This window comes from Bifidobacterium saguinibicoloris (assembly GCF_019331725.1).
In the GTDB taxonomy this organism is placed as follows: Bacteria; Actinomycetota; Actinomycetes; order Actinomycetales; family Bifidobacteriaceae; genus Bifidobacterium; species Bifidobacterium saguinibicoloris.
Map to the genome: position 1 here is coordinate 30245 of NZ_JAHBBF010000001.1, position 22126 is coordinate 52370.

A 22126-nucleotide genomic window follows, 5' to 3' on the forward strand; every position below is an offset into this window, starting at 1 on the left:
CGCGAAGGACATGAGGAACGGAGACGACATGACGGACACGGAATCGACTTCGACGGCGGGAACGAGACCCCGTCTCGTCGGCGTCGTCGGCATGGGGCTCATCGGCGGCTCGCTCGCCCGACGTCTCGTCGAACGCGGCGTGGACGTCGTCGCATGGAACCACCGGCCCCACCCGTACGCCGAAGCCGAGAAGGACGGCATCCGCTGCGTGACGACGCTCGCCGCGCTCGTCGACGCCGCGCCGGACGTCATCGTCCTATGCAACCCGCTCAAGGCCATGCCCGCCGTCCTCGGGGAGCTCAAGCCGCTGCTCGACGCGGCGCCCGGCGTCACCCTCACCGACGTGGGCAGCGTCAAGGGCATGGTGCGGGCCCAGGTCGAGGCAGCCGGCCTGTCCGACCGCTACGTCGGCGCGCACCCGATGGCCGGCAACGAGCTGTCCGGCTGGACCGCCGCCGACCCACACCTCTACGACGACGCCCTGTGGGCAGTCACCGTGACCGACGCCACCGACTATGGGCGGTTCCTCACCGTCGCACGGCTCATCGTCGACGGCGTCGGCGACCGGCTCATCGTCCTCGACGACGACACGCACGACAAGGCCGCCGCGATGATCAGCCATATGCCGCACGTCGTCGCCACCGCGCTCATCAACGAACTGACCGGCGATTCGAACCGCAACGTCGCCGCCGCGCTCGCCGCGGGCAGCTGGCGCGACATGACACGCGTGGCCCTGACCGACCCCGACCGCACGCGCGCGATGGTCGAGGAGGACGCCGAGAACGTCGAGGCGCTGCTGCGGCACATGGCCGCGCGGCTGACCGCCATCGCCGACCTGCTGCGCGACGAACGCGCGGGAACAGACAACGGGGAAGACGGCGCCGACGCGGCAGCGCGTCGCGCGATGGGCGGCTTCTTCGCCGAAGGTCAGCCGTTCCGCGACTACAAGGCGCGGCAGAGGGCCGTCGGTGACGGCATGGCCGCCCGATACGAGGAGCGTGACATCCGCATCGGCCGGGACCGTTGGCAGGCCGATTTGCTCGCGTCGGCGCGTCGCGGCGAGCACATCGTCGCGATCGGCGATGCGGGACGCATGCGGGTCCAACTGCGGTCCGCGCTCTGAACCCGGCGGCGTGGGGGAACGGCCGCCGGCGGGAAGCTACGGGCGCACGCGCGGACGCTCCGGCACGGGCTTCAACGTGGCGATCGTGTCCGCGTCGATGCTCACCCGCTGCTGGGGACGTGAACCATTCGCCGCGGCATCACGTGACAGTTCCAACGTGCGGCCGTCCCAGGACAGCACGTGACCCACGAAGTCACGGAACTTCGTCCTCCCGTCCTTCGGATCGACGCCCTCGATGACGCGCACCACGATGCGCGCCCCGGCCGGAATCTCCTTCGGCAACGACATGATGACCTCCCTTGGAACCATGATGCCCATATGGCACCAACTGTACCCGAGCGGCGAACGGAACCGCCGATGTCCACCGGATGTGGGGTGATGGAGGACATGGCGAGACAGACAGGAAACGCGGCGGTCCGCGTGGTGTTCGGAGGCGACACGTACCTCAACGGGCGAACCGTGCGCGAATGGTGCGACAAGGCGCTCAGACAACGGCCCGACGCCGAATTCATCGAACTGGACGCGGCCACGGCCGACCGGTACGCGTTCGACGAGGCCGTCAGCCCCTCCCTGCTCGCCGACGCGTCCGTCGTACGCGTGGACAACCTGCAATCCGCCGACGAGAAACTCGGCGACGCCATCGTCGACTACTGCGCACACGCCTCATCAGACCCCAACCCCACGGGCATCGTCATCTGCCGGCACGAAGGCGGCAACAAAGGCAAACGGCTCGTCGAACGGCTCGTCAAGGCCGGGGCGCGCAAGGAGGACGTGCCCGACCTGAAGAAACCCGAGGCCAAACTCAACATGGTCTACCGATGGTTCGAGGAACAGCACCGGCGCATTGAACCACTCGCCGCCCAACAGCTCGTCGACGTGCTCGGCGAACGCACCGGCGAACTCAACGCCATGTGCCGCCAACTGTGCTTCGACTTCGACGACGACCCCATCGGCCTCGAGCGCGTAAACCAATACCTCACCGCCAACCCGCAGGTCGACGGCTTCGCCGTCGCCGACGCCGCCATGGCCGGACGCACCGCCGACGCCATCGTCATGATGCGCTCCGCCGTGGAACAGGGCATCGAACCCATCGCGCTCATCGGCGCGCTCGCCATGAAACTGCGGAGCGTGGCCAAAGTGTCCGCGTTCAACGCCGGGACCATCAGCGCGGCCGAACTCGGCATGTCCCCATGGGCGCGCAAATACGTGAAACTCGGCGGATGGACGTCCACCGGCATGGCCACCTGCATCAGGACCCTCGCATGGGCGGACGAGGAATGCAAGACCAACGGGGGAGACCCCATGTACGCGCTGGAACGCAGCATCGAAACCATCGCGACGAAAGGACGGGCATGAGCGGAACGGAAGCGAACGAAACGGACGGACGGATCGTCGTCGAAGCGCCCACGAGAGACGACATGCGCGCGCTGGGACGCCGCATCGCGGCACACGTGCGCGGCGGCGACGTATTGCTCCTGTCCGGGCCGCTGGGCGCAGGCAAGACGACGCTCGCACAGGGATTCGGTGAAGGACTCGGCATCGGCGAGCCGATCGTCTCGCCCACGTTCACCATCGCCCGCGAACTCGACGGACGATTCGCCGACGGCAGCCCGGCGCATCTCGTGCACGTCGACGCGTACCGTCTCGGCGGCGCCGACTACGCGCCCGGACAGGCGGCCGTCAACCGTCTCCTCGACGAACTCGAATCATTGGGGCTTGACGAGGAGCTCGAGGACACCAGTGACGACACCGTCGTGCTCATGGAATGGGGCGAACAGATGGCCGCCGCCCTCGCGCCCGAACGCCTCGAAATCCACATCGCGCGTCCGATCGACGACGCCGATGCCGCCGCCATGGACGCCGACGGCGAACTCACCGGCGACGGCACGCGCATCGTCACCCTCGTGCCCGTCGGCGCACGCTGGAACGGCTTCGCGCTCTGACCGGACGCCGCCGCCGTCCGCGGTGTACACTCTCTACAGGCCGGAGGAAACACGTCCGAAGGCGACAGACAGACGTCGGGAGGATGCACACATGGGCTGCGTATTGGTGATCGACACGTCATACGGTTCCACCGTGGGCGTCACAGGACACGAGCCGATCGTCGAAACCGATTCGCGCACCCACGTCGAACGATTGCAGGTGAACATCGCGCGTGCGGTCAAGGACGCCGGATACACGCCGCAGGACATCGACACGGTGATCGTCGGCACCGGACCAGCGCCGTTCACCGGACTCAGAGCCGGCATCGTCGCCGCCAAAGCGCTCGCCTTCGCCACCGGCGCCGAACTCATCGGCCACGACGTGCTCACGCCGCAGGCGCAGTGGAACCTCATCCGGCGAAGCAAGTCCGGCACGCTCGGCGACCCGAAGACGAGCCACGTGCTCACGCTCGCCGTGAACGACGCCCGCCGCAAGCAGCTGTACTTCGCACTGTACGCAGGGCTGACCGCCTCCGACGACGTCACTGACACCACTGACGTCACCGGAACCGTCGCGCGCACGCTCATCGACATGGACATCGACTATCCGGCGTCGATCGCCGATCGCGTGAACGCCGCCGTACGCGAATACGCGACAACGGTCGAAGGCGAGATCGTCATCGACGTCGTCGGTCATGGCGCAACCAAATACGCCGACGCGCTGCGCGGCATCGAACATCTCGGCGACATGACCGACGAGTCCGTACTCGACCAAGGGCGACAGGGCCTCGACATCTTCGCGGCCGACGCGACGATTGCACACGCGCACGACCCGCAGGCGCCCGTCGAACCGCTGTACCTGCGCCGACCCGACGCCGAGGTGCCGGCGCCGCTCAAGCATGTGCTCGGCCATGAAGGCGCAGGGAGGAAGGACTGATGCTCGTCGCACTGGACGACCTCGACCGCGGGATCGCCGTCGCCGCCGTACGTGCGCTGGAGGTCGAGCTCTTCGGCAACCACGCATGGAGCGAGACGTCGATACGGCAGGAGCTCGACGCCCCCGCACGCACCTACGTGTTCGACATAGAACCCGACATCATGACGGATGAAGGCCCGACAGTGCCGATCACGGTGTCGGCCTCGGCCATACGCGGATTCGCCGGCTACTGGTACGACGGCGACGACGCCGAAATCATGGACGTCGGCGTCGGAAAAACCCACCAGAGGCAAGGCATCGCAGCCGGTATGATGACCTGGCTGATTGAACGCGCGCACAAACAGGGCGCACGACGCATGCTGCTCGAAGTCAGCGTCGACAACGAACCCGCCATCGCACTGTACAAGCGCTTCGGCTTCGAACGCATAGGACTGCGCAAACGCTACTACCAGCCCGAAGGCATCGACGCATACGTCATGGCCCTAGACCTCGAACCACACATCGTCGGATTCCAAAGCGCCGGCGACAATACGACGAACGACGCACAGCCGCACACGCATCACACGGACGACGAACCCACAAGCAACGAGGAGACGAAATGAGCGAACCGATCGTACTCGGCATCGAATCGACCTGCGACGAGACCGCCGCCGCCATCGTGCGCGGACGCACGCTCGTATCCAACGTGGTCGCCTCCTCCATGGAGGAACACGCGCGCTACGGCGGCGTCATCCCCGAAATCGCCTCGCGCGCACACGCCGAGGCGTTCGTCCCCTGCGTGTCCAAGGCGCTCGCCGACGCGGACATGACGCTCGCCGACGTGGACGCGATCGCCGTGTCCGCCGGTCCGGGACTCGCCGGGTGCCTCGCCGTCGGCGTCTCCGGCGCGAAGGCGCTCGCATGGGCGTCTGGCAAACCGCTGTACGGCATCAACCATGTGATCGGGCACATCGCCGTCACCCAGCTGCAGTTCGGTCCGTTCCCCAAGGACACGTTGGCGCTCATCGTCTCCGGCGGCCACACGTCGCTGCTGCACGTCGAGGATGTGGCACGCCATATCGACGTGGTCGGCACGACGCTCGACGACGCGGCGGGGGAGTGCTTCGACAAGGTCGCCCGTCTGCTCGGATTCCCCTATCCAGGCGGGCCGCACATCGACCGTCACGCACAGCACGGCGACCCGCATGCCATCAAGGTGCCGCAGGGCCTCACGCAGGGGCAGGCCGGCGCGAAGCACCCGTATGACTTCAGCTTCTCCGGCGTCAAGACCGCCGTCGCCCGCTGGGTGGAAGGGGAGCAGGCCGCGGGGCGCGAGATTCCCGTGGACGACGTGTGCGCGTCGCTCGCTGATTCGGTGGCCACCGTGCTTGCGAAGAAAGCGATGCGCGGCTGCCGTCAATACGATTCCGACACGCTCATCGTGGGTGGCGGATTCTCCGCGAACTCGCAGCTGCGCGCCAAACTGCTTGAATTCGGACGGTCGAACGGCGTGGAGGTACGCATCCCGGAATTGAAGCTGTGCACCGACAACGGTGCGATGGTGGCCATGCTCGGCGTGAACCTCGTGGAGGAGGGCGTCGCCCCCAGCGCCCCCGATTTCGCCATCGATTCGGCCATGCCGCTGACCAAGGTGTCGATGTAGCGGATTCGACGGAGGATGGAAGGAGACGGCTGCGTCAGCCCCGTTCCGCCAGCCAGGCGGCGGCGACCTTCTTCGAGGGGAACACGCCCTGCGCGCCGTTGGCGCCGTCGGCCAGCCACATGCGCCGCATCCCCACCAGCTTCCTGCGCACGGTCCCGGCGCCCACGCCGTCGTGCAGCACCGCGAATACACCGCGTTCTATCCTCATGATTCTCACGTCCATGGTTCCCGGCCTCCTTGCCGATCACACTCCTCCTGTTCCCGATGGTAGCGTCGTGCGCGGCGACGCGCCGGCGTTACGACAGTGGGCAGCATAGGAACCCGGGTGGACCGTGGGACACGGCGGGGCGTCGCGTGTCCCACGTCGTTCCGCCGTCGTTCCGGCTCCGTCCCGCGCATGCCGGAACGACGCATATGGGTTGGCCCTCCGATTCCTTCCGGAACCGGAGGGCCAACCCATATGGCGACGAGGTCGCGCACGTCCGATGTCCGCGGCGTCCGGGCCGCGGGGACGGTCACTTGATGATGACGTCCTCGGGCTTGATGTCCGAGGTGAAGCTCGGCGCGAGCTCGCTCTCGTAGGCCTTCTCGAAGAAGCCGTCGGCGGTCAGCGACTTGATCTCCTTGTTTGTCCAATCAAGCAGGCTCTTGTTGCCCTTCTTCACGGCCGGCGCGATGGTGGATTCATCGCCGAGCGTCTTGATGCCCACGGTGTAGCCCGGGTTGTCCTTCGCCCACGCGTACAGGTACGTGTTGTCGTCGGCCAGGGCGGCGACGCGGCCGTCCTTGAACGCCTGGAACTGCTGGGTCTTGGAATCGAACTTCTGCAGGTTCACGTCCGGGTAGTTCTGGGTGAAGTAGGTTTCGGCGGTGGTGCCCTTCGTCACCGCGAGGTCCTTGCCCTTGAGCTCGTCGGCGCTGGTGATCTTCGCGCTGTCCGGGGAGACCACGCCGATGGACACCTTCATGTACGGTTCGGCGAAGTCGACGACCTGCTTGCGCTCGTCCGTCACGGTGAAGTTCGCGAGCACGAGGTCGACCTTGTCGGACTTCAGGGAGTCGACGCGGCCGTCCGCGTTGACCTGCACCCAGTCGACCTTGACGCCCAGGTCCTTGGCGATCTGGTTGCCGAGCGCCACGTCGTAGCCGGCGCGCGTGCCGTCGTTCTTCACGTAGCCGTAGGGCGGCAGGTCGCCGAACGTCGCGATGCGGATGGTGCCCGCCTTCTTAATCTCCTCGACGGTCTGGCCCTGCTGGCCGGAGGCGGATGCGCCGCCCGCGGCCGGGTCGGGGCCGTTGCCGCAGGCCGCCACGGACAGCAGCGTGACCGCGGCGAGCGCGCCGGCGGCGATCTTCTTCAGATTGAACATGATGGTTTCCTCTCTCATGTCGGTTGGTTTGTTGGTTGTTTCGGAATACAGGTCGTAGCGGTGGCGGGATGGACCCCACCGCCGGGTCATTCGTCGCCCACGGGCGACATGCTGTCCAGGAACGCCTTGGCGCGGTCCGTGGACGGATGGGTGAAGAACTCGTCGCCGGACTGACGTTCGAGGATCACCCCGTTCTCCAGGAACATGACGGTGTCGGCCACGCGGCGGGCGAACTCCATCTCGTGCGTGACGACGATCATCGTCATATGGCGCTTGGCCAGCCGGAGCATGAGCTCCAGCACCTCGCGCACCATCTCCGGGTCGAGCGAGGCAGTGACCTCGTCGAACAGCATGAGCTCGGGGTTCATGGCGAGCGCGCGCACGATGGCGATGCGCTGCTTCTGCCCGCCGGACAACTCGCGCGGGTACGCGTCCCGGTATTCGCTCAGCTGCACGTCGGCCAGCAGACGGTCCATCTGCTCGTCGACCTCCGCCTTCGGACGTTTCTGCACCTTGGTGGGGCCGAGTTCGATGTTCTTCGCGACCGTGAGGTTCGGGAACAGGTCGTAGCTTTGGAACACCATGCCGATCTGGGTGCGCAGGCGCCGCCACGTCTTCTCGCTGTTGTTCGGAATCACCTGGCCCTTGAAACGGATTTCGCCGCCCTGGATGGTCTCCAGGCCGTTGAGGCAGCGGATGAGCGTGGACTTGCCGGAGCCGGAGGGGCCGAGCAGGACGAGCACCTGCCCACGCCTCACATCGAAGCTCACGTCCTTGAGCACCTCATGGTCCCCATAGGATTTGCGCAGGTGCCGGACCGACAGCAGGATCTCGCCGTCGTGCGGTGCCGCGTCTGTACGGTCGGTGAAGGCGGCGGCCGTATCGCTGGATCCGATGGTTTCAGCCATTGTTACGCTCCTTGGCTCGTTGTTCGAGTGCCTTGGCGATCATCGCCAGAGGCCAGCAGATGATGAAATACAGGAAGAAGATGAACCCGTACACCCAGAACGCGGCGTCCGGATGGGTCATGCGGTTCGCCTCCATGATTTGCTGGCCGACGGTGACGACGTCGATGACGCTGATGAGCAGCAGCAGGGACGTCGTCATGATGACGCGCGCCGCCAGATTGATGACGGCGGGGACCATGAGGTTCACCGATTGGGGGATGCGCACGTACCACAGGACCTGCAGGCCGCTCATGCCGAGCGCCTTGCCGGCGTCGATCTGATGGTCGGAGACGGAGATCAGAGCGCCGCGCACCACGTCGCTGATCTCGGCCGACACCCACAGGCCGAACGCGACCACCGCGACGGTCACGCCGTCCACCTGGACGCCGAGCTCGCGCGGCAGGATGTAGTACGAGAGGAACAGCAGCACCAGCGTGGGCACAATGCGGAAGAACTCGAGGTACAGACGCAGCACGGCGCGCAGCACCGGGTTCGGCAGGATGCGCAGCGCGCCGAGCACGACGCCCAGCGGGATACCGAACAGCAGGGCCAGGCCCGCCACCGTGACGGACGTGCCCAGACCGGACAGCAACCTCATGAGGTTGTCGCCGGTAACGATGACGCTCGCGCCTGAGGCGAGCGTGACGGATGCGGGATCAGTCATCGCCGAAAGTACCACGACGCACCCTCCTTTCCAACAAGGTCAGCAGCACGGACAGCGGAATCAGGATGATCGCGTACGCAACCACCAGCATGAGCAGGTATTCGTCGCTGCGGTAGTACATGCCGATGAGGTCGCGGGCCGTGTTCGTGAGCTCGGGCACCGCGATGACCGTGAACACGGACGTCTCCTTGACCATGAAGATCACGTTCGCGGCGAACGCCGGGACGCTGCGCGTCAGGCCCTGTGGCAGCGTGACGTGGCGGATCATCTGCAGCGGCGACAGTCCCAGCGCGCGCGCCGATTCGTTCTGCACGCGAGGAATGCCGCTGAAGCCGCCTTCGAACGCGCCGCACATGTACGCGGCTCCGAACACGGCCATACCCACGATCGCGCACGTCTGGGCGCTCCACTTCACGCCGATGGACGGCAGGCCGTAGTACAGGAAGAACAGCTGGATGAGCAGTGGGGTGTTGCGGAACAGCTCCTGAAAGACGGTGCTGACCTCACGCAGCACCGGCACACGGTACTCGCGCAGCAACGCCAGAACCAAACCGAATATGGTGGCCAGCGCGACGCTGATGGCGGACAGCCGCAGGGTCAGGACGAACGCCTTTTCGAACAACGGCAGCGCCGACTGGATGATGGTCCAGCTCACCGTACCCCTCCTCTCCATACGGGCGTCGATGCGAACATGATCATCGATGTTTCTCTCTATCGGATTCCCTTGCGTGATGTTCTCCGGTGGCATGGCCTGGGCGTTCTCCCGGTCCGCGTCCCGGCTTGCTGGCCCTCGCGCGTGAGCCGCGGACCGGGACGGCGACGGCCGCGGACCCGCGGCGCATCTGCCTTGCTAGCCACAAGGATAACGTTCGGACGAAGGGCTCGGAGCCGGCAGCGAACCGGCGGACGGGCATCCGACGGCGGTCACGGTCTCGGACATCGGAGGAAACGAAGAGGGACGCGGGACGTCGTAGGGCGTCGGAACCCAACTGGCGCAAGCGTTCCGCACGGCACGTCGAGGGCGATGACGTACGACGGTGGGGGACCGTGCGGTACGTACGTTATGAGCGTCGCTTATACCCTGCTATCGGATAGTCCGAAGCACAAGGCATGGCGGATATGGACATGTCGGTGGTTTCCGAGGTGACGCCGGTCGGATGGCTCGGAGAGGATGACGTAGGGACGCCGTGTGGCCGATTGTCGCTTTCGCCCTTAGACTGGAAGCCATGTCTCTAACTATCGGAATCGTCGGACTGCCGAACGTCGGCAAGTCCACCATGTTCAACGCGCTCACCCGCAACAACGTCCTGGCGGAGAACTACCCGTTCGCCACCATCGAACCGAACACCGGCATCGTGCCGCTGCCGGACGACCGCCTGCCGGTGCTCGCCAAGCTGGTGCACACCGAGAAGGTCGTGCCCGCCACCGTGACGTTCGTCGACATCGCCGGCATCGTCAAGGGCGCCTCCGAAGGCGAGGGGCTCGGCAACAAGTTCCTGGCGAACATCCGCGAGGCCGACGCGATCTGCGAGGTCGTGCGCGCGTTCAAGGACGACGACATCGTGCACGTAAACGGCAAGATCGACCCGGCCGACGACATCGACACCATCAACACAGAGCTCATCCTCGCCGACATGCAGACCATCGAGAACGCGCTGCCGAAGCTCGAGAAGGACCTGCGTGGCAAGAAGATCGAGAAGGAGTACTTTGACGCCGTCAAGGAGGCGCAGAAGATCCTCGAGAACGGTGAGACGCTCGACAAGGCCGCGCGCGAGGGCCGTTTCGACAAGGACTCCGTCTACGACCTGCACCTCATGACCGCCAAGCCGTTCATTTACGTGTTCAACGTGGACGACAACGAACTGCAGAACGACGATCTGAAGAAGGAACTCGCCGCCTCCGTGGCCCCGGTCCCGGCCGTGTTCCTCAACGCCCAGTTCGAGGCCGACCTGACCGAGCTAGACGAAGCGGACGCCCGCGAGATGCTCGAGGACGCAGGCCTCAAGGAGTCCGGTCTCGACCAGCTGGCACGTGTGGGCTTCGACATCCTCGGCCTCCAGACGTTCCTCACCGCGGGCGTCAAGGAGGTGCGCGCCTGGCAGATTCATAAGGGCTGGACCGCCCCGCAGGCCGCCGGCGTCATCCACACCGACTTCGAGGAGGGCTTCATCAAAGCCGACATCGTCTCCTACGACGACTTCGTCGCCGCCGACGGCTCGATGACCACCATCAAGGAGGAAGGCAAGCTCCGTCAGGAGGGCCGCGACTACGTGATGCAGGACGGCGACATCGTCGAGTTCAAATTTAACGTGAGCAAGTGATCGCACCCGCGATTGCCGCGTAATGCCGAGGGTCTTGGAATCCCAGTGATTCCAAGGCCCTCGGCTATACTGTATTCAGTTGTTGTCGTATAGAGTCATCGTGATGGACACGGTGCATTGGGCATCTGATCGGAGGAGCGGGGATATGACCGGTTATGTGCTGCGTCTGTATGATGTTCCGCTGCTCCAGTTCGATGCCTCATATGGCGAGGGACTGTTGGCCGGCAAGGTCGAGGCCCGTATTCGCTGGTTCGACGAGTCGAAGCGGGTGCTGCTGCCGTTCCCGTTGGCTCCGGAGCCGGATGATGTGAAGCTCACCGCTTGGCTGGAGCGGCGCACCATCCCAAAGAACCGTGAGTTCGCGGCTCAGATCCTCGCACAGGCCGGACTGAACATCGCGGATACACTCGGCATCATCGACCTGTGCAAGGGGCTGTCGGTCAATGACTCGTTCTGGGTCGAACGGGACGACGAGAATCTCAGGTTCGCGGACATCAATCTGTACGATAATCCGTTGGATGAGACGCTTGCCATCGTGGCGTACACAGGCTACACGTCGAGCGAGAAGCATGCGATCGGTTTGTCGAGCGAGTGGACGACGGACGGGCAGTTCCCGAAGGCATGGCGGCACACGGGCAACGGGCTGGAACTATGGAAAGCCGGTTCCGAAGGTTACGCGAATGCAGGCTTGGAGCCGTATTCCGAATATCTCGCCTCGCAGCTGGCGCGAAAGCTCGGTGTGAACGCGGTCGAATATCGCATTGCTCGCTGGAAGGGCAAGCTGGCGTCGGTGTGTCTGTCGATGAACACAAAGGACGTGTCGTTCGTGCCGTTCTACGCGGCCACGCAGCTCGCATCGTTCCCGGAGATTCTCGCGGCCGCCCGTGCCGTGTCGGAACCATCGTTCGAGGCGATGCGCACGATGCTCGTCTTCGATGCGCTCATCGTCAACCAGGATCGTCATGCCAACAACCACGGGTTCCTACGTGACAACCATACCGGACGCATCCTCGGCCCGGCACCCCTGTTCGATCACAACATGTCGTTGTTCAAGAACGACATGCGTGCCGATTGGGAGCATGGTGCGTGGACGCCGAAGGTACTGGAGGAACGTCAGCCGTCGAATTCGCGCATGACGTTCCGAGACCAGTGTGCGGCCATCATGGGAGTCGCGCAGCATGAGATGCTGCGCAAGGCATTGGACGTCACGTTGGAGAACGATCCGACGTATCCGCTTGAGGACGGCCGCATCGAGGCATTGAACGACTATCTGCACGCCACGGCCCGCACGCTGCTCGACATCCCCGTGGTGGACGAGGCGAAGCTCGCCGCGCAGCTCGACGCACTGCAGCCCGCGGTCAAGAACGCGCCCGTGATTCTCAACGACAGACTGCTTGAGAAGGGATAATCGGACGAGTTCAATCTCCCCAACGTCTAAGAAGTGATTGCCGAGTAGTGTCGTGGGCTTGGACGGGGAGTGGCCCTAGAACCTCCGCGCTACGTGTGCGACCAATGGCAACATGGCAACGGCCAGCATGAACGTCATCGCCAGAACCGCTCCCGCTGGATAAACGCTGTACGCCCAGCCGTATGCGATCTGCCCGAGAGGCTGGGCGCACATACTCGTGGAGAGCGCGAGCGACATCACCTTGCCGGTCATGTCCTCGGGGCAGCTCATCTGGATCGCCGGCACGGCGATGAGGTTCGCGAGGGTGATGGCGACCATGGTTCCGCAGGTGCTCGCCGTGAGCGTCGCAAGGCGCACTCCATCGCCGGCGGGAAGCGCCATGACGAGCGCTTGGGGCAGGATGGTGAGTGAGAAGGCGGCGATTGCCATCGGGAATCGTCGTCTGGAAAGCGACTTCGCGGCCCGTCCTCCAACGAGCGCGCCAAACAGTCCGGACGCTCCCACGAGACCATATGCAAGACCGTACGCCGTGGAGTCGAACCCCAGCACGGTCCGCACCATGTAGGGGAAACCGACCTCCGCATAGCCCGTCACCAGAAAGTTGAGCGCAGCGCAGAGCAGCACCAGATACAGTACATGGGGGCGCTCGCGAGTGAGGAAACGTCCGGCGCGCGCAAGGTCATCGAGGGCCGAGGTGCGCCCATCGTCACCGCGTTCGGGGGCACCGAGCCGGATGAAGCACTCCACGACTGCTGCCGTGCCGAACCCCGCGATGGTGATGCCCATCATGGGCATGGCGCCCACCGCCGCATAGAGCACGCCGCCGAGCACGGCCGGCACGAGCGTGCTCGTTTGGTTTACCACGTTCACCACGGACATGGCGCGACGCATCACGTCCTCGCCGTGGGAGCGGAACATCTGCGGCAGCGCCGCCTGCACCGTGGGCGTTTCCATGGCATCGAGCACGGCGAGCACCACCTGCATCACGGCAATCGCCGCCAAATTGAAACCGATGACCGAAAAGATGGTGGCGCAGACGAGCACCGTTGCAGCGGAGAGCGTGTCGAGCGCCACCATGACGGTCCGGCGGTTCGTGCGGTCCGCCACCACGCCGCCAAGGGGTGAGAGCAGGATCGTGGGCAGGATGCTCGCCGTGAGGATGGACGCGAACGCCGCGGCCGAGCCGGTCTCGTCAAGCACCCACATGGACATGGCGAACCGCAACATGAGGTTGGCGAAGAGCGATATGCCGAGACCTGCGACAAGCAGATAGAAGTCGCGTACGCGAAGAGGGTTCGCGGCTGGGCTGCTTTGCGGTTGAGTCGTGTATTCGGACGTGTTCGTCATTATCGAGTTCCTTTCCTTGGTATTCATGGATATCCATGCAGACCGACCGTCGGTCTGTTATGGTGATAAAAAATGCGCCACGGCAAAGGCCGTACAAACGTCCTTCCACTTGGGCGCCATAATGTGCAAACCAGCATGCCCGGGGACGGTCTATGCGGACGCCGCTTCCCCTTCTGGCATCAGGGCCATGAGGCCCTTGACCGCTCGCAGGATGAGCGTCTCGTCGAAGACCGGTACGCCGATGGCGTCAAGCATCGTGGCGAGGCAGCGGATACGCCGTTCCATGTCGTTACGGTCGGCGGGATAGAAGCAGGGCATGAGCCAATAGTTGCCGAGGAGCGAGAGCAGTTGCGCCGCCTCCTCGGGATATGCCGTGGGAATCGAACCGTCCTGCACACCCATGTCGATGAGCGAGCGGAAGGACTCCGGCAGCCTCGTTGACCAGAAGCGCATATTCGCGGTAAAGAACGCGGGATCCTTGAGAAGTGCGAGCTGGGATCGAACGAGATCCAAGTGATCGGGGGCGTCCACGGCGGAAATGACGAGTGCGCGCAACTTCTCCAACGCGCTCATGTCATCACGCTCGATGAGTTCGTCGAGGAGACGCGAGGTGACGGCCCACTCATCGGCGTTCAGCTGGTCGAGAATCGCCTCCTTCGATTTGAAATGGTGATAGAGCCCGCCCTTGGAAAGACCCAGATCGTTCAGGATGTCCTGGATGGATGTCTTCTCGTAGCCCTTCTCGGCGAAGAGCCTTCGTGCGGAATCGCGGATTCGCCGTTCAGTGTCCTCTTGGTGCGTATGGTGCGCCATGACCTCCTCCTTTCTTTTCTCCCCAGAGCATACAGACCGTCGGTCGGTCTGTCAAATGGTCGAATAGACTATCATGCGCTGTGCTTGAATATCCACAACGCGGCAGGATGAAAAAAGACCGACAAACAGCGAGCTTCAATTCAACGGTGCGAGGGGTATGGAGGCGTTATTCCGGCAGCGGAGTAGGGTGGCGATGCAACCGTCTACCTCATCTGGTCATATGGCAGACGTACATCCGAATCGCAGCTACGAGCGCGTTCGTCGATGCCGCACGCAAAAATACGAATCGTTATTATCGACAAACCGATAGAACTTGATAAGTCTCATATCGCCTCCCGTTTGACGGTACTAACGTGGCGTGAATGCATACTGTCGTCGTATATATGTCCTTAGTGGTCATTTCCATACCTGAGGTACGGGGATGGCGAAGCGCCTACATCATCGAGGTTCGTCTCCACGGCGGCCGACGACATGATGCGGGCGCTTTCGCATATCAGTTCTTGTTTTTCCTTGGTCTGCCTCCGCCGACTCCACGGCCGGGGCGTGCGGCGTCCCATTCGTCGATGGTTTCGGGGAGCCAGCCGCGTGCGCGTCCTACCGTCACGTCCGCTTCGGGAAGTTTGTACTGGGCTAGAGCGCCTTTGGTGATTCCAAGCTTTTCGGCCACTTCGGTCAAACTGAGATAGTGTCTAGTCACGATGGCCTCCGAAAAGCGAGAGCGTGAGGCAGTCGATTCCCGTTGCGATGGCGAACAGGGCGGTGATCCACGGCGTGGCCTCGGCGATTGCACAGCCGGCTGCTATGAGGGCGAACGCCAGTCCGCCCAGTCCCTGAATTGTGATTTTCATGGTGTTCTGCGAGATGATTGGGGCGGGCCCCGGATGGCTGGAGAATCAGGGACCTCGTTGCTACTTGTGCCTCTTCTTGTCGCGCGTGTGGCGTTCGTCGCGCTTCGAAGACCAGCTTTGCGGTTTCCGCCGTCGAGGCGATGATTACCGCCAGCACCAGCATTGATTCGTTACTCATCTCGCTTCCTCCTTCCTTCCGGTGCTGTCGTCGGTCTTCCCTGCCGGCATATCTATACTAACAGAGTATCGATAGATATGTGAGCCGGGAGCATGCGGCACGCCGGATATTTCAGCGATTCCGGGAAATAGGCCTATGGGCTGGTTGGTTTGCTCCATGCCGAGCTCTACCAATGAGGGAGAGCAACTGCAACCGCAGCCGGTTCCCTGATGCCATGAAACGCGGGCTTATGGCGAACGTGGAAAGAATGGTGAGGGCCGGAGGCCGCGAAACCATCGGCAAGGCCGTAAGGAACGACCCGCACGGCGTCCGTTACGCCAGAATCCCCAACGGACCCACCTGCGGCTTCTGCATCATGCTCGCATCCCGCGGCTACGTGTACCTTTCCGCAGCCGCCGCAGGCGCGGACACCGAATGGCACAACGGCTGCAACTGCGAGGTCTCGGTCAGCTGGGACGGCGGGAAACCGCATATCGAAGGCTGTGACTACGAGGATTTGGAACGGCGTTACCTGGCGTACCGCGGCACGATCGAGGACATGCTGACCGAGAAACGCTACAGGGAAACCTATGTGGACACGTTCATCCCCGAATTCGAGGATGACGAGCCGGTCAGCTTCGACAAGTGGGCGATACGGCAGATCGTCGCCGAAATGGACACTCGTGACCGTCAATGGCTATTCGACGGCAAACCAGTGTCATAACCAGCCGTTGCAGTCTGGTCGAGTGGCTCATTTCAACCCCGGAACAGGACTCATATCGATAAATTCATCAATGATAGGCGTGAATCGTCTAGGGCATGGCCAATATGGAGCAATCATTCACGAAGGATCCCACGCGATCGATTACCTGCTCGGCAAAGACGGTGCCCCGTATTCGGGAACGTATGATGACGTAAGGTATGGGAAGGTTTTGACCGAGGGCGCGGTCAGGCTTCTCGCATCGAAGATGGACGACAGACAGGAAGGCGACTATCTAGACGGACATCAGGAGCTCTTTCTGATTTCTCTGCCGATGTGTATGCTGCGGGCGGCGAACACAGCCTTGCAGTGCATGACATGATTCAAGCCGGGGTCAATGACTACATGGCAGGTCTTGGCGACATGTATAAGATGTATTCTCAGGCAGGACGCGTCTCTGGATATTATGGTTCGGGAAATAGGCCTTATGCTCAGGTTTCGGAGGCCTTCGCCGAAATGCTGACTGCCCAGATCGCCGACGAGGAATCGTGGACATTGATCCAACACTTTTTCCCCAACGCTGCGAACCTGTTTTCCGAAATGATCAAGGATATGCACTGACGATGGATGATAACGACTCGGGAATCGACATCTCATCACTCACCGACAAGCAGTTGGCCGACCTGTACTATGACACGTTTGGAACATGGTATCCCTTCATTCCAGACGCGTTCCCCGTGTTCTTCAAATATGGAGGAATCGACTGTGACCCGCAATTCCGAGATAGAGCAATAACCGCCATCTCAACAAAGACACCATTGCCGGAACTTCCCTTTACGGATGACCCACCGGCACTCTACTGATTTTTCTGTTTATGACCACCCGCACGGGTGGTTTTTTATGCCCGAAACGGGCCCTTATCAACCAATTAGGAGGAATCATGGCCGAGGAAGCTGACACCGCCGACCAGTCGCAGGACGTGCAGGAGCCGCACGGCGAAGCCACGCCGACGGATTGGGAGGCCAAGTATCGCGAAGCGGTATCGCATTCGCGTGAATGGGAGAAGCGTGCCAAGGACAACAAGGCGGCCGCCGACGAGCTGCAAACAGCTCAAGGAATCCCAGATGAGCGAACAGCAGAAGGCCGAGGCCAAAGCCAACAGACTTCAAAAGGAGTTCGACCAGCTGAAGGTCGAGAAGCAGACGGGCGAATGGCGTTCAAAGGTTGCCGGGGAGACGGGGCTTCCCCGAGAACCTCATCACCGGTTCCTCGCTGGAGGAGATGCAGGCGAACGCGAAGGCCATCAAGGATTACGTGGAGTAGAAGACCGTCACGCCGGGCATCCCCGCGCCGACGAACGGCACCATCTCGGTCGCATCGACGGGCAATCTGACCGCGATTGTCGACAACGCTGACGAAACACCGTGAATACGCAAGGTCTGGTACATGCTACGTCGCCTAGTTTGACATGGGCATGAACAGGACTCGATCCTTGATTATTGGAGTGGGGCCCTTCTGTTTCTGCGGTTCAGTGATAGCATGCAGGCTTATTGATTCCGGTCAGCGAAAGGAACGATATGAGCGAAACCATCGGAACCGAACGCCTGCTGCTGCGCCCGTGGAAGGTTGATGACGCAGCCGAAGCGGAGTCATTGTTCAGGTACGCTTCCGATCCTGAAATCGGATTGCTGTGCGGATGGCCGCCGCACAAGAATGCTGAAGGCAGCATGAACGACATCAGGAACATTCTTGCAGTGGAGAATAACTGGGCCATCACCATCAAATACGACGGTAACGAGCCGGTCGGCAGCATCGCGCTCAAGCCGGTCAGCCACTACACCATTGACCCGGTCGAGGCCGATGATGCACTTGGGGAGCGCTATGGCAAGTATCTCGGTGACAATGCGATGGAGCTTGGCTATTGGATCGGACGCCCGTTCTGGGGCAGGGGCTATATGCCCGAAGCCTTGAACGCCGTGCTCGGATACGCTTTCGATACGTTGCACAAGGACGCCGTGTGGGGCGGACATTACAAAGAGAACACCCAATCCGGCCGTGTGATGGCCAAATGCGGCATGAAGACGGTCTTTGAATCAAGGCACGACTACTTCGGGCTCATTGACGAATACCATGACGACGTCTTCCGCATCATCACCGCCGACAACCGGGAATCGAAACATGAGGCCATCAAGTATGCGAGCGGCCTTGCGCGGAAGATGTCGGAAGAAGCGGAATAAACAGAGCCCTCCGGGTTGTGCACTGTACCTCCGGGTTGCGCATTGTAAGGAGGCATGGAAGGCTGCTGTTGATTTGAATTGTATCGTCGTGCGACCGGACTGTGTTGCTGATCGCCGGTGACGCCCTTGCTGCGGGAATATACTCGACATAGGGTCTTTCTCATATGAGCCGTCGGAATGGAGGCGGGCGTGCCGGAGCTGAGTCGGTTCTTCGGAATCATTATTCGTATGATGTATCAGGACGAGAACGAGCATCACAAGCCGCACGTCCACGTGTACTACGGAGACTTCAAAGCATCCATCGGCATCGATGGCGAACTGTTGGCCGGTTCTCTTCCCGCCAAGCAATACAAACTGGTAGCCGCATGGCTGGTCTTGCATGAGGATGAACTGTACAAGGCGTGGAACGCGGCTGTGTCCGGACGCCCGTTCGATCGTATCAAGCCGCTTTCGTGAGATTCGTAAGGGGAAAGGAGCCCGTCATGTTCGAAGTGAACGGCATCCTGTATGCGGATGAACCTGTTCGGGAGTTGGAGATCCGGTCGGCCCGCGTCACGGATGACCACGTTATGCTGGTGACGTTTTCCACTGGCGAGACGCGGCTGTGTGATTTCACTGAAATGTATGGTGATGTTCCCGCCTTCGCCCCGTTGCGGGATGAGAAGACGTTTGAGAATTTCCATATCGACCACGGAATTCTGACTTGGTGCGACGGTGCTATTGACATTTCTCCCACGTATCTATACGAGCACTCATATGAATACGCCGTTCACGACGAACTGGTTTCGGCTTGATGTCGTATAGCGGCTTCGTCGAGTTCACGTTCGTTTCCAGGTAATGGCTGTCTTAGCCGCATAGGGGCGTGGCCTTGGAACCCCGGATTCCAAGGCCCACGTTTATTTCGGTCATATGGAACTCTTCGGAGCGGGCGAGGACTCGTCCCCTTCGACTTGCCGTACTGAACGGCATTGGAGGCGGTGACGCGATGAGCACAACAATCGCGATGAACAAGGTCCCGATGAGATACTTCTGGGACGGGGATTTCGACAGCTTCGTCGCCGACGACACCGCGCCTGTCGAAACCTCGCTCGACAGCTATGCCGACATGTTCGGCAAGCCATTCTTCCAAATCGGCGCACAAGGCCCATACGTGAATGACGATGAGCTGAAGCGCTGGGTCGACTGGTGCCTTTTCTACGGCAAATCACGTGACGAATACCCGCTCGCCAACCGGGATTAGCCCATAATCGTTTCCCTGTTTATGACTACTCGTACGGGAGTCTTTCCCATACCCGAAACAAAGAAATGCCAACCCATGCGGCTTAATGGACGTGAGATGAAGTCGTCGCCTTGCCGGTTTCCGCGCGCGCCGTCATTGCCGACATCCTATCCACCCACACGTTCGATACGCGAACGCCGCTTGCGCATGTCGGCATGCGTGCCTATCGTGTGACCTGTTGATTACACGTCCAGGCCTGCCCATTGGTAACGCGGGCCCCGATAGCAAAGGACACATCATGGCGCAAAGCTCCATCTCCATAACGGTCAACGGCGAAGCGAAGGAGGTGGAAGCAACCACCACCGGCGTCGAACTGTTCGCGGATGACAAGAACATCATCGCGGTGCGTCTCAACGGCGAACTGCGTGACCTGTACACGCCGCTCACGGACGGTGACACGGTCGAATCCGTCGCGCTCGACTCCGAAGACGGTCTCGGCATCATGCGCCACTCCGCCACGCACGTCATGGCCCAGGCTGTGCAGGAGCTGTTCCCGAACGCCAAGCTCGGCGTCGGCCCGATCATCAAGGACGGCTTCTACTACGACTTCCAGGTCGACCAGCCCTTCACGCCGGACGATCTCAAGAACATCGAGAAGCACATGCAGCGCATCATCAAGTCCGCGCAGTCCTTCCGCCGCCGCGTGACCACCGAGGAGGAGGCGCTCAAGGAGGAGGCCGACCAGCCGTTCAAGATCGAGCTGATCCAGGACAAGGAAGCGCACCTCGATCCGTCCACCGCCACCGAGATCTCCGGCAAGGAGCTCAGCTTCTACGACAACGTCGACCGTGACGGCAACGTGGTGTGGAAGGATCTGTGCCGCGGTCCGCACCTGCCGAACACCCGCTTCATCAAGGCGTTCAAGATCGAACGTTCCGCCGCCGCCTACTGGCGCGGCAGCGAGAAGAACCCGACCATGCAGCGCATCTACGGCACCGCATGGGCCACCAAGGAGGACCTCAAGGCCTACCAGACCCGTCTCGAGGAGGCCGCCAAGCGCGACCACCGCAAGCTCGGCGCCGAGATGGACCTGTTCTCCTTCCCGGAGGAGATCGGACCGGGCCTGGCCGTCTTCCATCCGAAGGGTGCTGCCGTCATCAACGCGATGGAGGACTACTCCCGCGAGATGCACCGCAAGTACCACTACAGCTTCGTGCAGACCCCGCACATCACCAAGGGCGGCCTGTACGAGACCTCCGGCCACCTGCACTGGTACAAGGATTCCATGTACCCGGCGATGCGCCTTGACGAGGAGCGCGACGCCGACGGTAACATCACCAAGCAGGGCTTCGACTACTACCTCAAGCCGATGAACTGCCCGATGCACAACCTCATCTTCAAGTCCCGTCAGCGCTCCTACAAGGAGCTGCCGCTGCGACTGTTCGAGTTCGGCACTGTGTACCGCTACGAGAAGTCCGGCGAGGTCCACGGCCTGACGCGTGTGCGCGGCCTCACGCAGGACGATTCCCACATCTACTGCACCCGCGAGCAGATGAAGGGCGAGCTGACCAATCTGCTGACCTTCGTGCTCAAGGTGCTGCGCGACTTCGGCCTGGACGACTTCTACCTGGAGCTGTCCACCAAGGACGAGCACAAGTACGTCGGCAGCGACGAGATCTGGGAGGAGGCGACCAACACGCTGCGCGAGGTCGCCGAGGACTCCGGCCTGCATCTCGTGGCTGATCCGGGCGGCGCCGCCTTCTACGGCCCGAAGATCTCCGTGCAGGCGCGCGACGCGATCGGACGCACCTGGCAGGTGTCGACCATCCAGCTTGACTTCAACCTGCCCGAGCGCTTCCAGCTCGAGTACATCGCGGCAGACGGCACCCATCAGCGTCCGGTCATGATCCACCGCGCGCTGTTCGGCTCCATCGAGCGCTTCTTCGCCGTGCTGCTCGAGCACTACGCGGGCGCGTTCCCGGTGTGGCTCGCCCCCGTGCAGGTGCTCGGCATCCCCGTCGCCGACGAGTTCGCCCCGCATCTGGCGGGCTTTGTCAAGAGCCTCGAGGACGAGATGGTCCGCTGCGAGATCGACTACTCGGATGACCGTTTCGGCAAGAAGATCCGCAACGCCTCCAAGTCCAAGACGCCGTTCATCCTCATCGTCGGTGAGGAGGACATGAACAACAACGCGGTGAGTTTCCGCTTCCGCGACGGCAGCCAGCTCAACGGCGTTCCGGTCGACGAGGCGCGCGCGAAGATCCTTGAGATCATCAAGAAGCGTGTCCAGGTCAACTCCGTCGACGACTTCAAGGCCGCGACCGAAGCGTGAGACACGGTCCCGTGATGTGATTCCCGGGCCTTCGACGGCGCCGCGGGACGCGCCCCGGGCGGTCCACCGGCCGACAACATGCGCCGATTGGCGCATGTTGTCGGCGAACCGCCCTAAAATCGTCTCGTTTGTCAGTTAT

General features: G+C 62.4%; 27 protein-coding genes. 17 read left to right on the forward strand and 10 right to left on the reverse strand.

Annotated elements, in window-relative coordinates; genetic code table 11:
- Window positions 1-28: 28 nt before the first annotated feature.
- On the forward strand, window positions 29-1123 hold the full coding sequence (locus KIH78_RS00135) for a prephenate dehydrogenase (protein ID WP_236034302.1): 1095 nt from the start codon (window positions 29-31) through the stop codon (window positions 1121-1123).
- A gap of 36 nt (window positions 1124-1159) precedes the next feature.
- Here the strand turns inward: KIH78_RS00135 and KIH78_RS00140 are convergent, their stop codons facing one another.
- Window positions 1160-1411 carry a DUF6725 family protein gene (locus KIH78_RS00140; protein WP_214313019.1) on the reverse strand — a complete coding sequence of 84 codons (252 nt, stop codon included), beginning with the start codon at window positions 1409-1411 and terminating at the stop codon, window positions 1160-1162.
- A 99-nt stretch (window positions 1412-1510) separates the two neighbouring features.
- Here KIH78_RS00140 and holA point away from each other — a divergent pair, with 99 nt between their 5' ends.
- The 5 genes from holA to tsaD all read left to right on the forward strand — a co-directional run bounded on the left by holA (window position 1511) and on the right by tsaD (window position 5624).
- Window positions 1511-2479, forward strand: a complete 969-nt coding sequence (gene holA, locus KIH78_RS00145; RefSeq protein ID WP_219130750.1) for a DNA polymerase III subunit delta — start codon at window positions 1511-1513, stop codon at window positions 2477-2479.
- Window positions 2476-3066 (forward strand): tRNA (adenosine(37)-N6)-threonylcarbamoyltransferase complex ATPase subunit type 1 TsaE, encoded by a 591-nt coding sequence (gene tsaE / locus KIH78_RS00150; protein WP_219130751.1) that lies wholly within the window; start codon window positions 2476-2478, stop codon window positions 3064-3066. Before holA ends, tsaE begins: the two co-directional genes overlap by 4 nt.
- Window positions 3067-3157: 91 nt before the next feature.
- Window positions 3158-3982 carry a tRNA (adenosine(37)-N6)-threonylcarbamoyltransferase complex dimerization subunit type 1 TsaB gene (gene tsaB, locus KIH78_RS00155; protein WP_219130752.1) on the forward strand — a complete coding sequence of 275 codons (825 nt, stop codon included), beginning with the start codon at window positions 3158-3160 and terminating at the stop codon, window positions 3980-3982.
- Window positions 3982-4584, forward strand: coding sequence for a ribosomal protein S18-alanine N-acetyltransferase (gene rimI, locus KIH78_RS00160; RefSeq protein ID WP_219130753.1), 603 nt, complete (start codon window positions 3982-3984; stop codon window positions 4582-4584). Before tsaB ends, rimI begins: the two co-directional genes overlap by 1 nt.
- Window positions 4581-5624 carry a tRNA (adenosine(37)-N6)-threonylcarbamoyltransferase complex transferase subunit TsaD gene (tsaD, locus tag KIH78_RS00165; RefSeq protein ID WP_219130754.1) on the forward strand — a complete coding sequence of 348 codons (1044 nt, stop codon included), beginning with the start codon at window positions 4581-4583 and terminating at the stop codon, window positions 5622-5624. Before rimI ends, tsaD begins: the two co-directional genes overlap by 4 nt.
- Before the next feature lie 34 nt (window positions 5625-5658).
- Here the strand turns inward: tsaD and KIH78_RS00170 are convergent, their stop codons facing one another.
- From KIH78_RS00170 to KIH78_RS00190, 5 genes are all read right to left on the reverse strand, one after another.
- Window positions 5659-5832 (reverse strand): hypothetical protein, encoded by a 174-nt coding sequence (locus KIH78_RS00170; protein ID WP_214313049.1) that lies wholly within the window; start codon window positions 5830-5832, stop codon window positions 5659-5661.
- A gap of 307 nt (window positions 5833-6139) precedes the next feature.
- On the reverse strand, window positions 6140-6994 hold the full coding sequence (locus KIH78_RS00175; protein WP_219130755.1) for a transporter substrate-binding domain-containing protein: 855 nt from the start codon (window positions 6992-6994) through the stop codon (window positions 6140-6142).
- An 86-nt stretch (window positions 6995-7080) separates the two neighbouring features.
- Complete coding sequence (locus tag KIH78_RS00180; RefSeq protein ID WP_274608244.1) at window positions 7081-7902, reverse strand: amino acid ABC transporter ATP-binding protein; 822 nt, start codon at window positions 7900-7902, stop codon at window positions 7081-7083.
- Window positions 7895-8605 (reverse strand): amino acid ABC transporter permease, encoded by a 711-nt coding sequence (locus KIH78_RS00185; RefSeq protein WP_217625634.1) that lies wholly within the window; start codon window positions 8603-8605, stop codon window positions 7895-7897. The genes KIH78_RS00180 and KIH78_RS00185 overlap by 8 nt, the downstream gene beginning before the upstream one ends.
- The gene (locus KIH78_RS00190; protein WP_214313056.1) at window positions 8598-9260 is read right to left on the reverse strand and encodes an amino acid ABC transporter permease; all 663 of its coding nucleotides are present in this window, start codon (window positions 9258-9260) and stop codon (window positions 8598-8600) included. Before KIH78_RS00190 ends, KIH78_RS00185 begins: the two co-directional genes overlap by 8 nt.
- 571 nt (window positions 9261-9831) lie before the next feature.
- Here KIH78_RS00190 and ychF point away from each other — a divergent pair.
- Together ychF and KIH78_RS00200 are read left to right on the forward strand one after the other, a co-directional pair.
- The gene (gene ychF / locus KIH78_RS00195; protein WP_219130756.1) at window positions 9832-10926 is read left to right on the forward strand and encodes a redox-regulated ATPase YchF; all 1095 of its coding nucleotides are present in this window, start codon (window positions 9832-9834) and stop codon (window positions 10924-10926) included.
- Between the two features lie 145 nt (window positions 10927-11071).
- Complete coding sequence (locus tag KIH78_RS00200) at window positions 11072-12334, forward strand: HipA family kinase (RefSeq protein ID WP_219130757.1); 1263 nt, start codon at window positions 11072-11074, stop codon at window positions 12332-12334.
- Between the two features lie 75 nt (window positions 12335-12409).
- Here KIH78_RS00200 and KIH78_RS00205 read toward each other — a convergent pair whose 3' ends face one another.
- The 4 genes from KIH78_RS00205 to KIH78_RS00215 form a co-directional block, all read right to left on the reverse strand.
- Window positions 12410-13681, reverse strand: a complete 1272-nt coding sequence (locus KIH78_RS00205) for an MFS transporter (protein WP_219130986.1) — start codon at window positions 13679-13681, stop codon at window positions 12410-12412.
- A gap of 150 nt (window positions 13682-13831) precedes the next feature.
- Window positions 13832-14494: a TetR/AcrR family transcriptional regulator gene (locus KIH78_RS00210; RefSeq protein WP_219130758.1), complete on the reverse strand. Its 663-nt coding sequence runs from the start codon at window positions 14492-14494 to the stop codon at window positions 13832-13834.
- Window positions 14495-14987: 493 nt separating this feature from the next.
- Window positions 14988-15191, reverse strand: coding sequence for a hypothetical protein (locus KIH78_RS10505; protein ID WP_338024086.1), 204 nt, complete (start codon window positions 15189-15191; stop codon window positions 14988-14990).
- Window positions 15184-15342 (reverse strand): hypothetical protein, encoded by a 159-nt coding sequence (locus tag KIH78_RS00215; protein ID WP_214313081.1) that lies wholly within the window; start codon window positions 15340-15342, stop codon window positions 15184-15186. The genes KIH78_RS10505 and KIH78_RS00215 overlap by 8 nt, the downstream gene beginning before the upstream one ends.
- A 392-nt stretch (window positions 15343-15734) precedes the next feature.
- On the opposite strand from KIH78_RS00215, the gene KIH78_RS00220 reads away from it, so the two are divergent.
- The 9 genes from KIH78_RS00220 (at window position 15735) to thrS (ending at window position 21987) form a co-directional block, all read left to right on the forward strand.
- The gene (locus KIH78_RS00220) at window positions 15735-16223 is read left to right on the forward strand and encodes a VG15 protein (protein ID WP_476695652.1); all 489 of its coding nucleotides are present in this window, start codon (window positions 15735-15737) and stop codon (window positions 16221-16223) included.
- A 381-nt stretch (window positions 16224-16604) separates the two neighbouring features.
- Window positions 16605-16820 (forward strand): hypothetical protein, encoded by a 216-nt coding sequence (locus KIH78_RS00225; protein WP_214313085.1) that lies wholly within the window; start codon window positions 16605-16607, stop codon window positions 16818-16820.
- Window positions 16821-16822: 2 nt separating this feature from the next.
- Window positions 16823-17062 (forward strand): hypothetical protein, encoded by a 240-nt coding sequence (locus tag KIH78_RS00230; protein ID WP_214313087.1) that lies wholly within the window; start codon window positions 16823-16825, stop codon window positions 17060-17062.
- A 261-nt stretch (window positions 17063-17323) separates the two neighbouring features.
- Entirely contained in the window at window positions 17324-17614 is a 291-nt protein-coding gene (locus KIH78_RS00235) for a hypothetical protein (protein ID WP_214313089.1), read from the forward strand.
- A 162-nt stretch (window positions 17615-17776) separates the two neighbouring features.
- Window positions 17777-18436, forward strand: coding sequence for a GNAT family N-acetyltransferase (locus KIH78_RS00240; protein ID WP_219130759.1), 660 nt, complete (start codon window positions 17777-17779; stop codon window positions 18434-18436).
- A 189-nt stretch (window positions 18437-18625) separates the two neighbouring features.
- A complete protein-coding gene (locus KIH78_RS00245; RefSeq protein ID WP_214313111.1) occupies window positions 18626-18892 on the forward strand; it encodes a DUF4160 domain-containing protein in 267 nt (88 codons plus the stop codon).
- Window positions 18893-18918: 26 nt separating this feature from the next.
- Window positions 18919-19230, forward strand: coding sequence for a DUF2442 domain-containing protein (locus tag KIH78_RS00250; RefSeq protein ID WP_214313113.1), 312 nt, complete (start codon window positions 18919-18921; stop codon window positions 19228-19230).
- A gap of 191 nt (window positions 19231-19421) precedes the next feature.
- A complete protein-coding gene (locus tag KIH78_RS00255; protein ID WP_214313115.1) occupies window positions 19422-19676 on the forward strand; it encodes a hypothetical protein in 255 nt (84 codons plus the stop codon).
- Between the two features lie 277 nt (window positions 19677-19953).
- Window positions 19954-21987 (forward strand): threonine--tRNA ligase, encoded by a 2034-nt coding sequence (thrS, locus tag KIH78_RS00260; protein WP_219130760.1) that lies wholly within the window; start codon window positions 19954-19956, stop codon window positions 21985-21987.
- Window positions 21988-22126 lie beyond the last annotated feature (139 nt).

Coding starts and splice junctions, on each gene's coding strand:
- KIH78_RS00135 (WP_236034302.1), top strand. CDS start 29: ATGACGGACACGGAATCGACTTCGACGGCGGGAACGAGACCCCGTCTC.
- KIH78_RS00140 (WP_214313019.1), bottom strand. CDS start 1,411: ATGTCGTTGCCGAAGGAGATTCCGGCCGGGGCGCGCATCGTGGTGCGC.
- holA (WP_219130750.1), top strand. CDS start 1,511: ATGGCGAGACAGACAGGAAACGCGGCGGTCCGCGTGGTGTTCGGAGGC.
- tsaE (WP_219130751.1), top strand. CDS start 2,476: ATGAGCGGAACGGAAGCGAACGAAACGGACGGACGGATCGTCGTCGAA.
- tsaB (WP_219130752.1), top strand. CDS start 3,158: ATGGGCTGCGTATTGGTGATCGACACGTCATACGGTTCCACCGTGGGC.
- rimI (WP_219130753.1), top strand. CDS start 3,982: ATGCTCGTCGCACTGGACGACCTCGACCGCGGGATCGCCGTCGCCGCC.
- tsaD (WP_219130754.1), top strand. CDS start 4,581: ATGAGCGAACCGATCGTACTCGGCATCGAATCGACCTGCGACGAGACC.
- KIH78_RS00170 (WP_214313049.1), bottom strand. CDS start 5,832: ATGAGGATAGAACGCGGTGTATTCGCGGTGCTGCACGACGGCGTGGGC.
- KIH78_RS00175 (WP_219130755.1), bottom strand. CDS start 6,994: ATGTTCAATCTGAAGAAGATCGCCGCCGGCGCGCTCGCCGCGGTCACG.
- KIH78_RS00180 (WP_274608244.1), bottom strand. CDS start 7,902: ATGGCTGAAACCATCGGATCCAGCGATACGGCCGCCGCCTTCACCGAC.
- KIH78_RS00185 (WP_217625634.1), bottom strand. CDS start 8,605: ATGACTGATCCCGCATCCGTCACGCTCGCCTCAGGCGCGAGCGTCATC.
- ychF (WP_219130756.1), top strand. CDS start 9,832: ATGTCTCTAACTATCGGAATCGTCGGACTGCCGAACGTCGGCAAGTCC.
- KIH78_RS00200 (WP_219130757.1), top strand. CDS start 11,072: ATGACCGGTTATGTGCTGCGTCTGTATGATGTTCCGCTGCTCCAGTTC.
- KIH78_RS00205 (WP_219130986.1), bottom strand. CDS start 13,681: ATGACGAACACGTCCGAATACACGACTCAACCGCAAAGCAGCCCAGCC.
- KIH78_RS00210 (WP_219130758.1), bottom strand. CDS start 14,494: ATGGCGCACCATACGCACCAAGAGGACACTGAACGGCGAATCCGCGAT.
- KIH78_RS00215 (WP_214313081.1), bottom strand. CDS start 15,342: ATGAAAATCACAATTCAGGGACTGGGCGGACTGGCGTTCGCCCTCATA.
- KIH78_RS00220 (WP_476695652.1), top strand. CDS start 15,735: ATGAAACGCGGGCTTATGGCGAACGTGGAAAGAATGGTGAGGGCCGGA.
- KIH78_RS00225 (WP_214313085.1), top strand. CDS start 16,605: ATGGCAGGTCTTGGCGACATGTATAAGATGTATTCTCAGGCAGGACGC.
- KIH78_RS00230 (WP_214313087.1), top strand. CDS start 16,823: ATGGATGATAACGACTCGGGAATCGACATCTCATCACTCACCGACAAG.
- KIH78_RS00235 (WP_214313089.1), top strand. CDS start 17,324: ATGAGCGAACAGCAGAAGGCCGAGGCCAAAGCCAACAGACTTCAAAAG.
- KIH78_RS00240 (WP_219130759.1), top strand. CDS start 17,777: ATGAGCGAAACCATCGGAACCGAACGCCTGCTGCTGCGCCCGTGGAAG.
- KIH78_RS00250 (WP_214313113.1), top strand. CDS start 18,919: ATGTTCGAAGTGAACGGCATCCTGTATGCGGATGAACCTGTTCGGGAG.
- KIH78_RS00255 (WP_214313115.1), top strand. CDS start 19,422: ATGAGCACAACAATCGCGATGAACAAGGTCCCGATGAGATACTTCTGG.
- thrS (WP_219130760.1), top strand. CDS start 19,954: ATGGCGCAAAGCTCCATCTCCATAACGGTCAACGGCGAAGCGAAGGAG.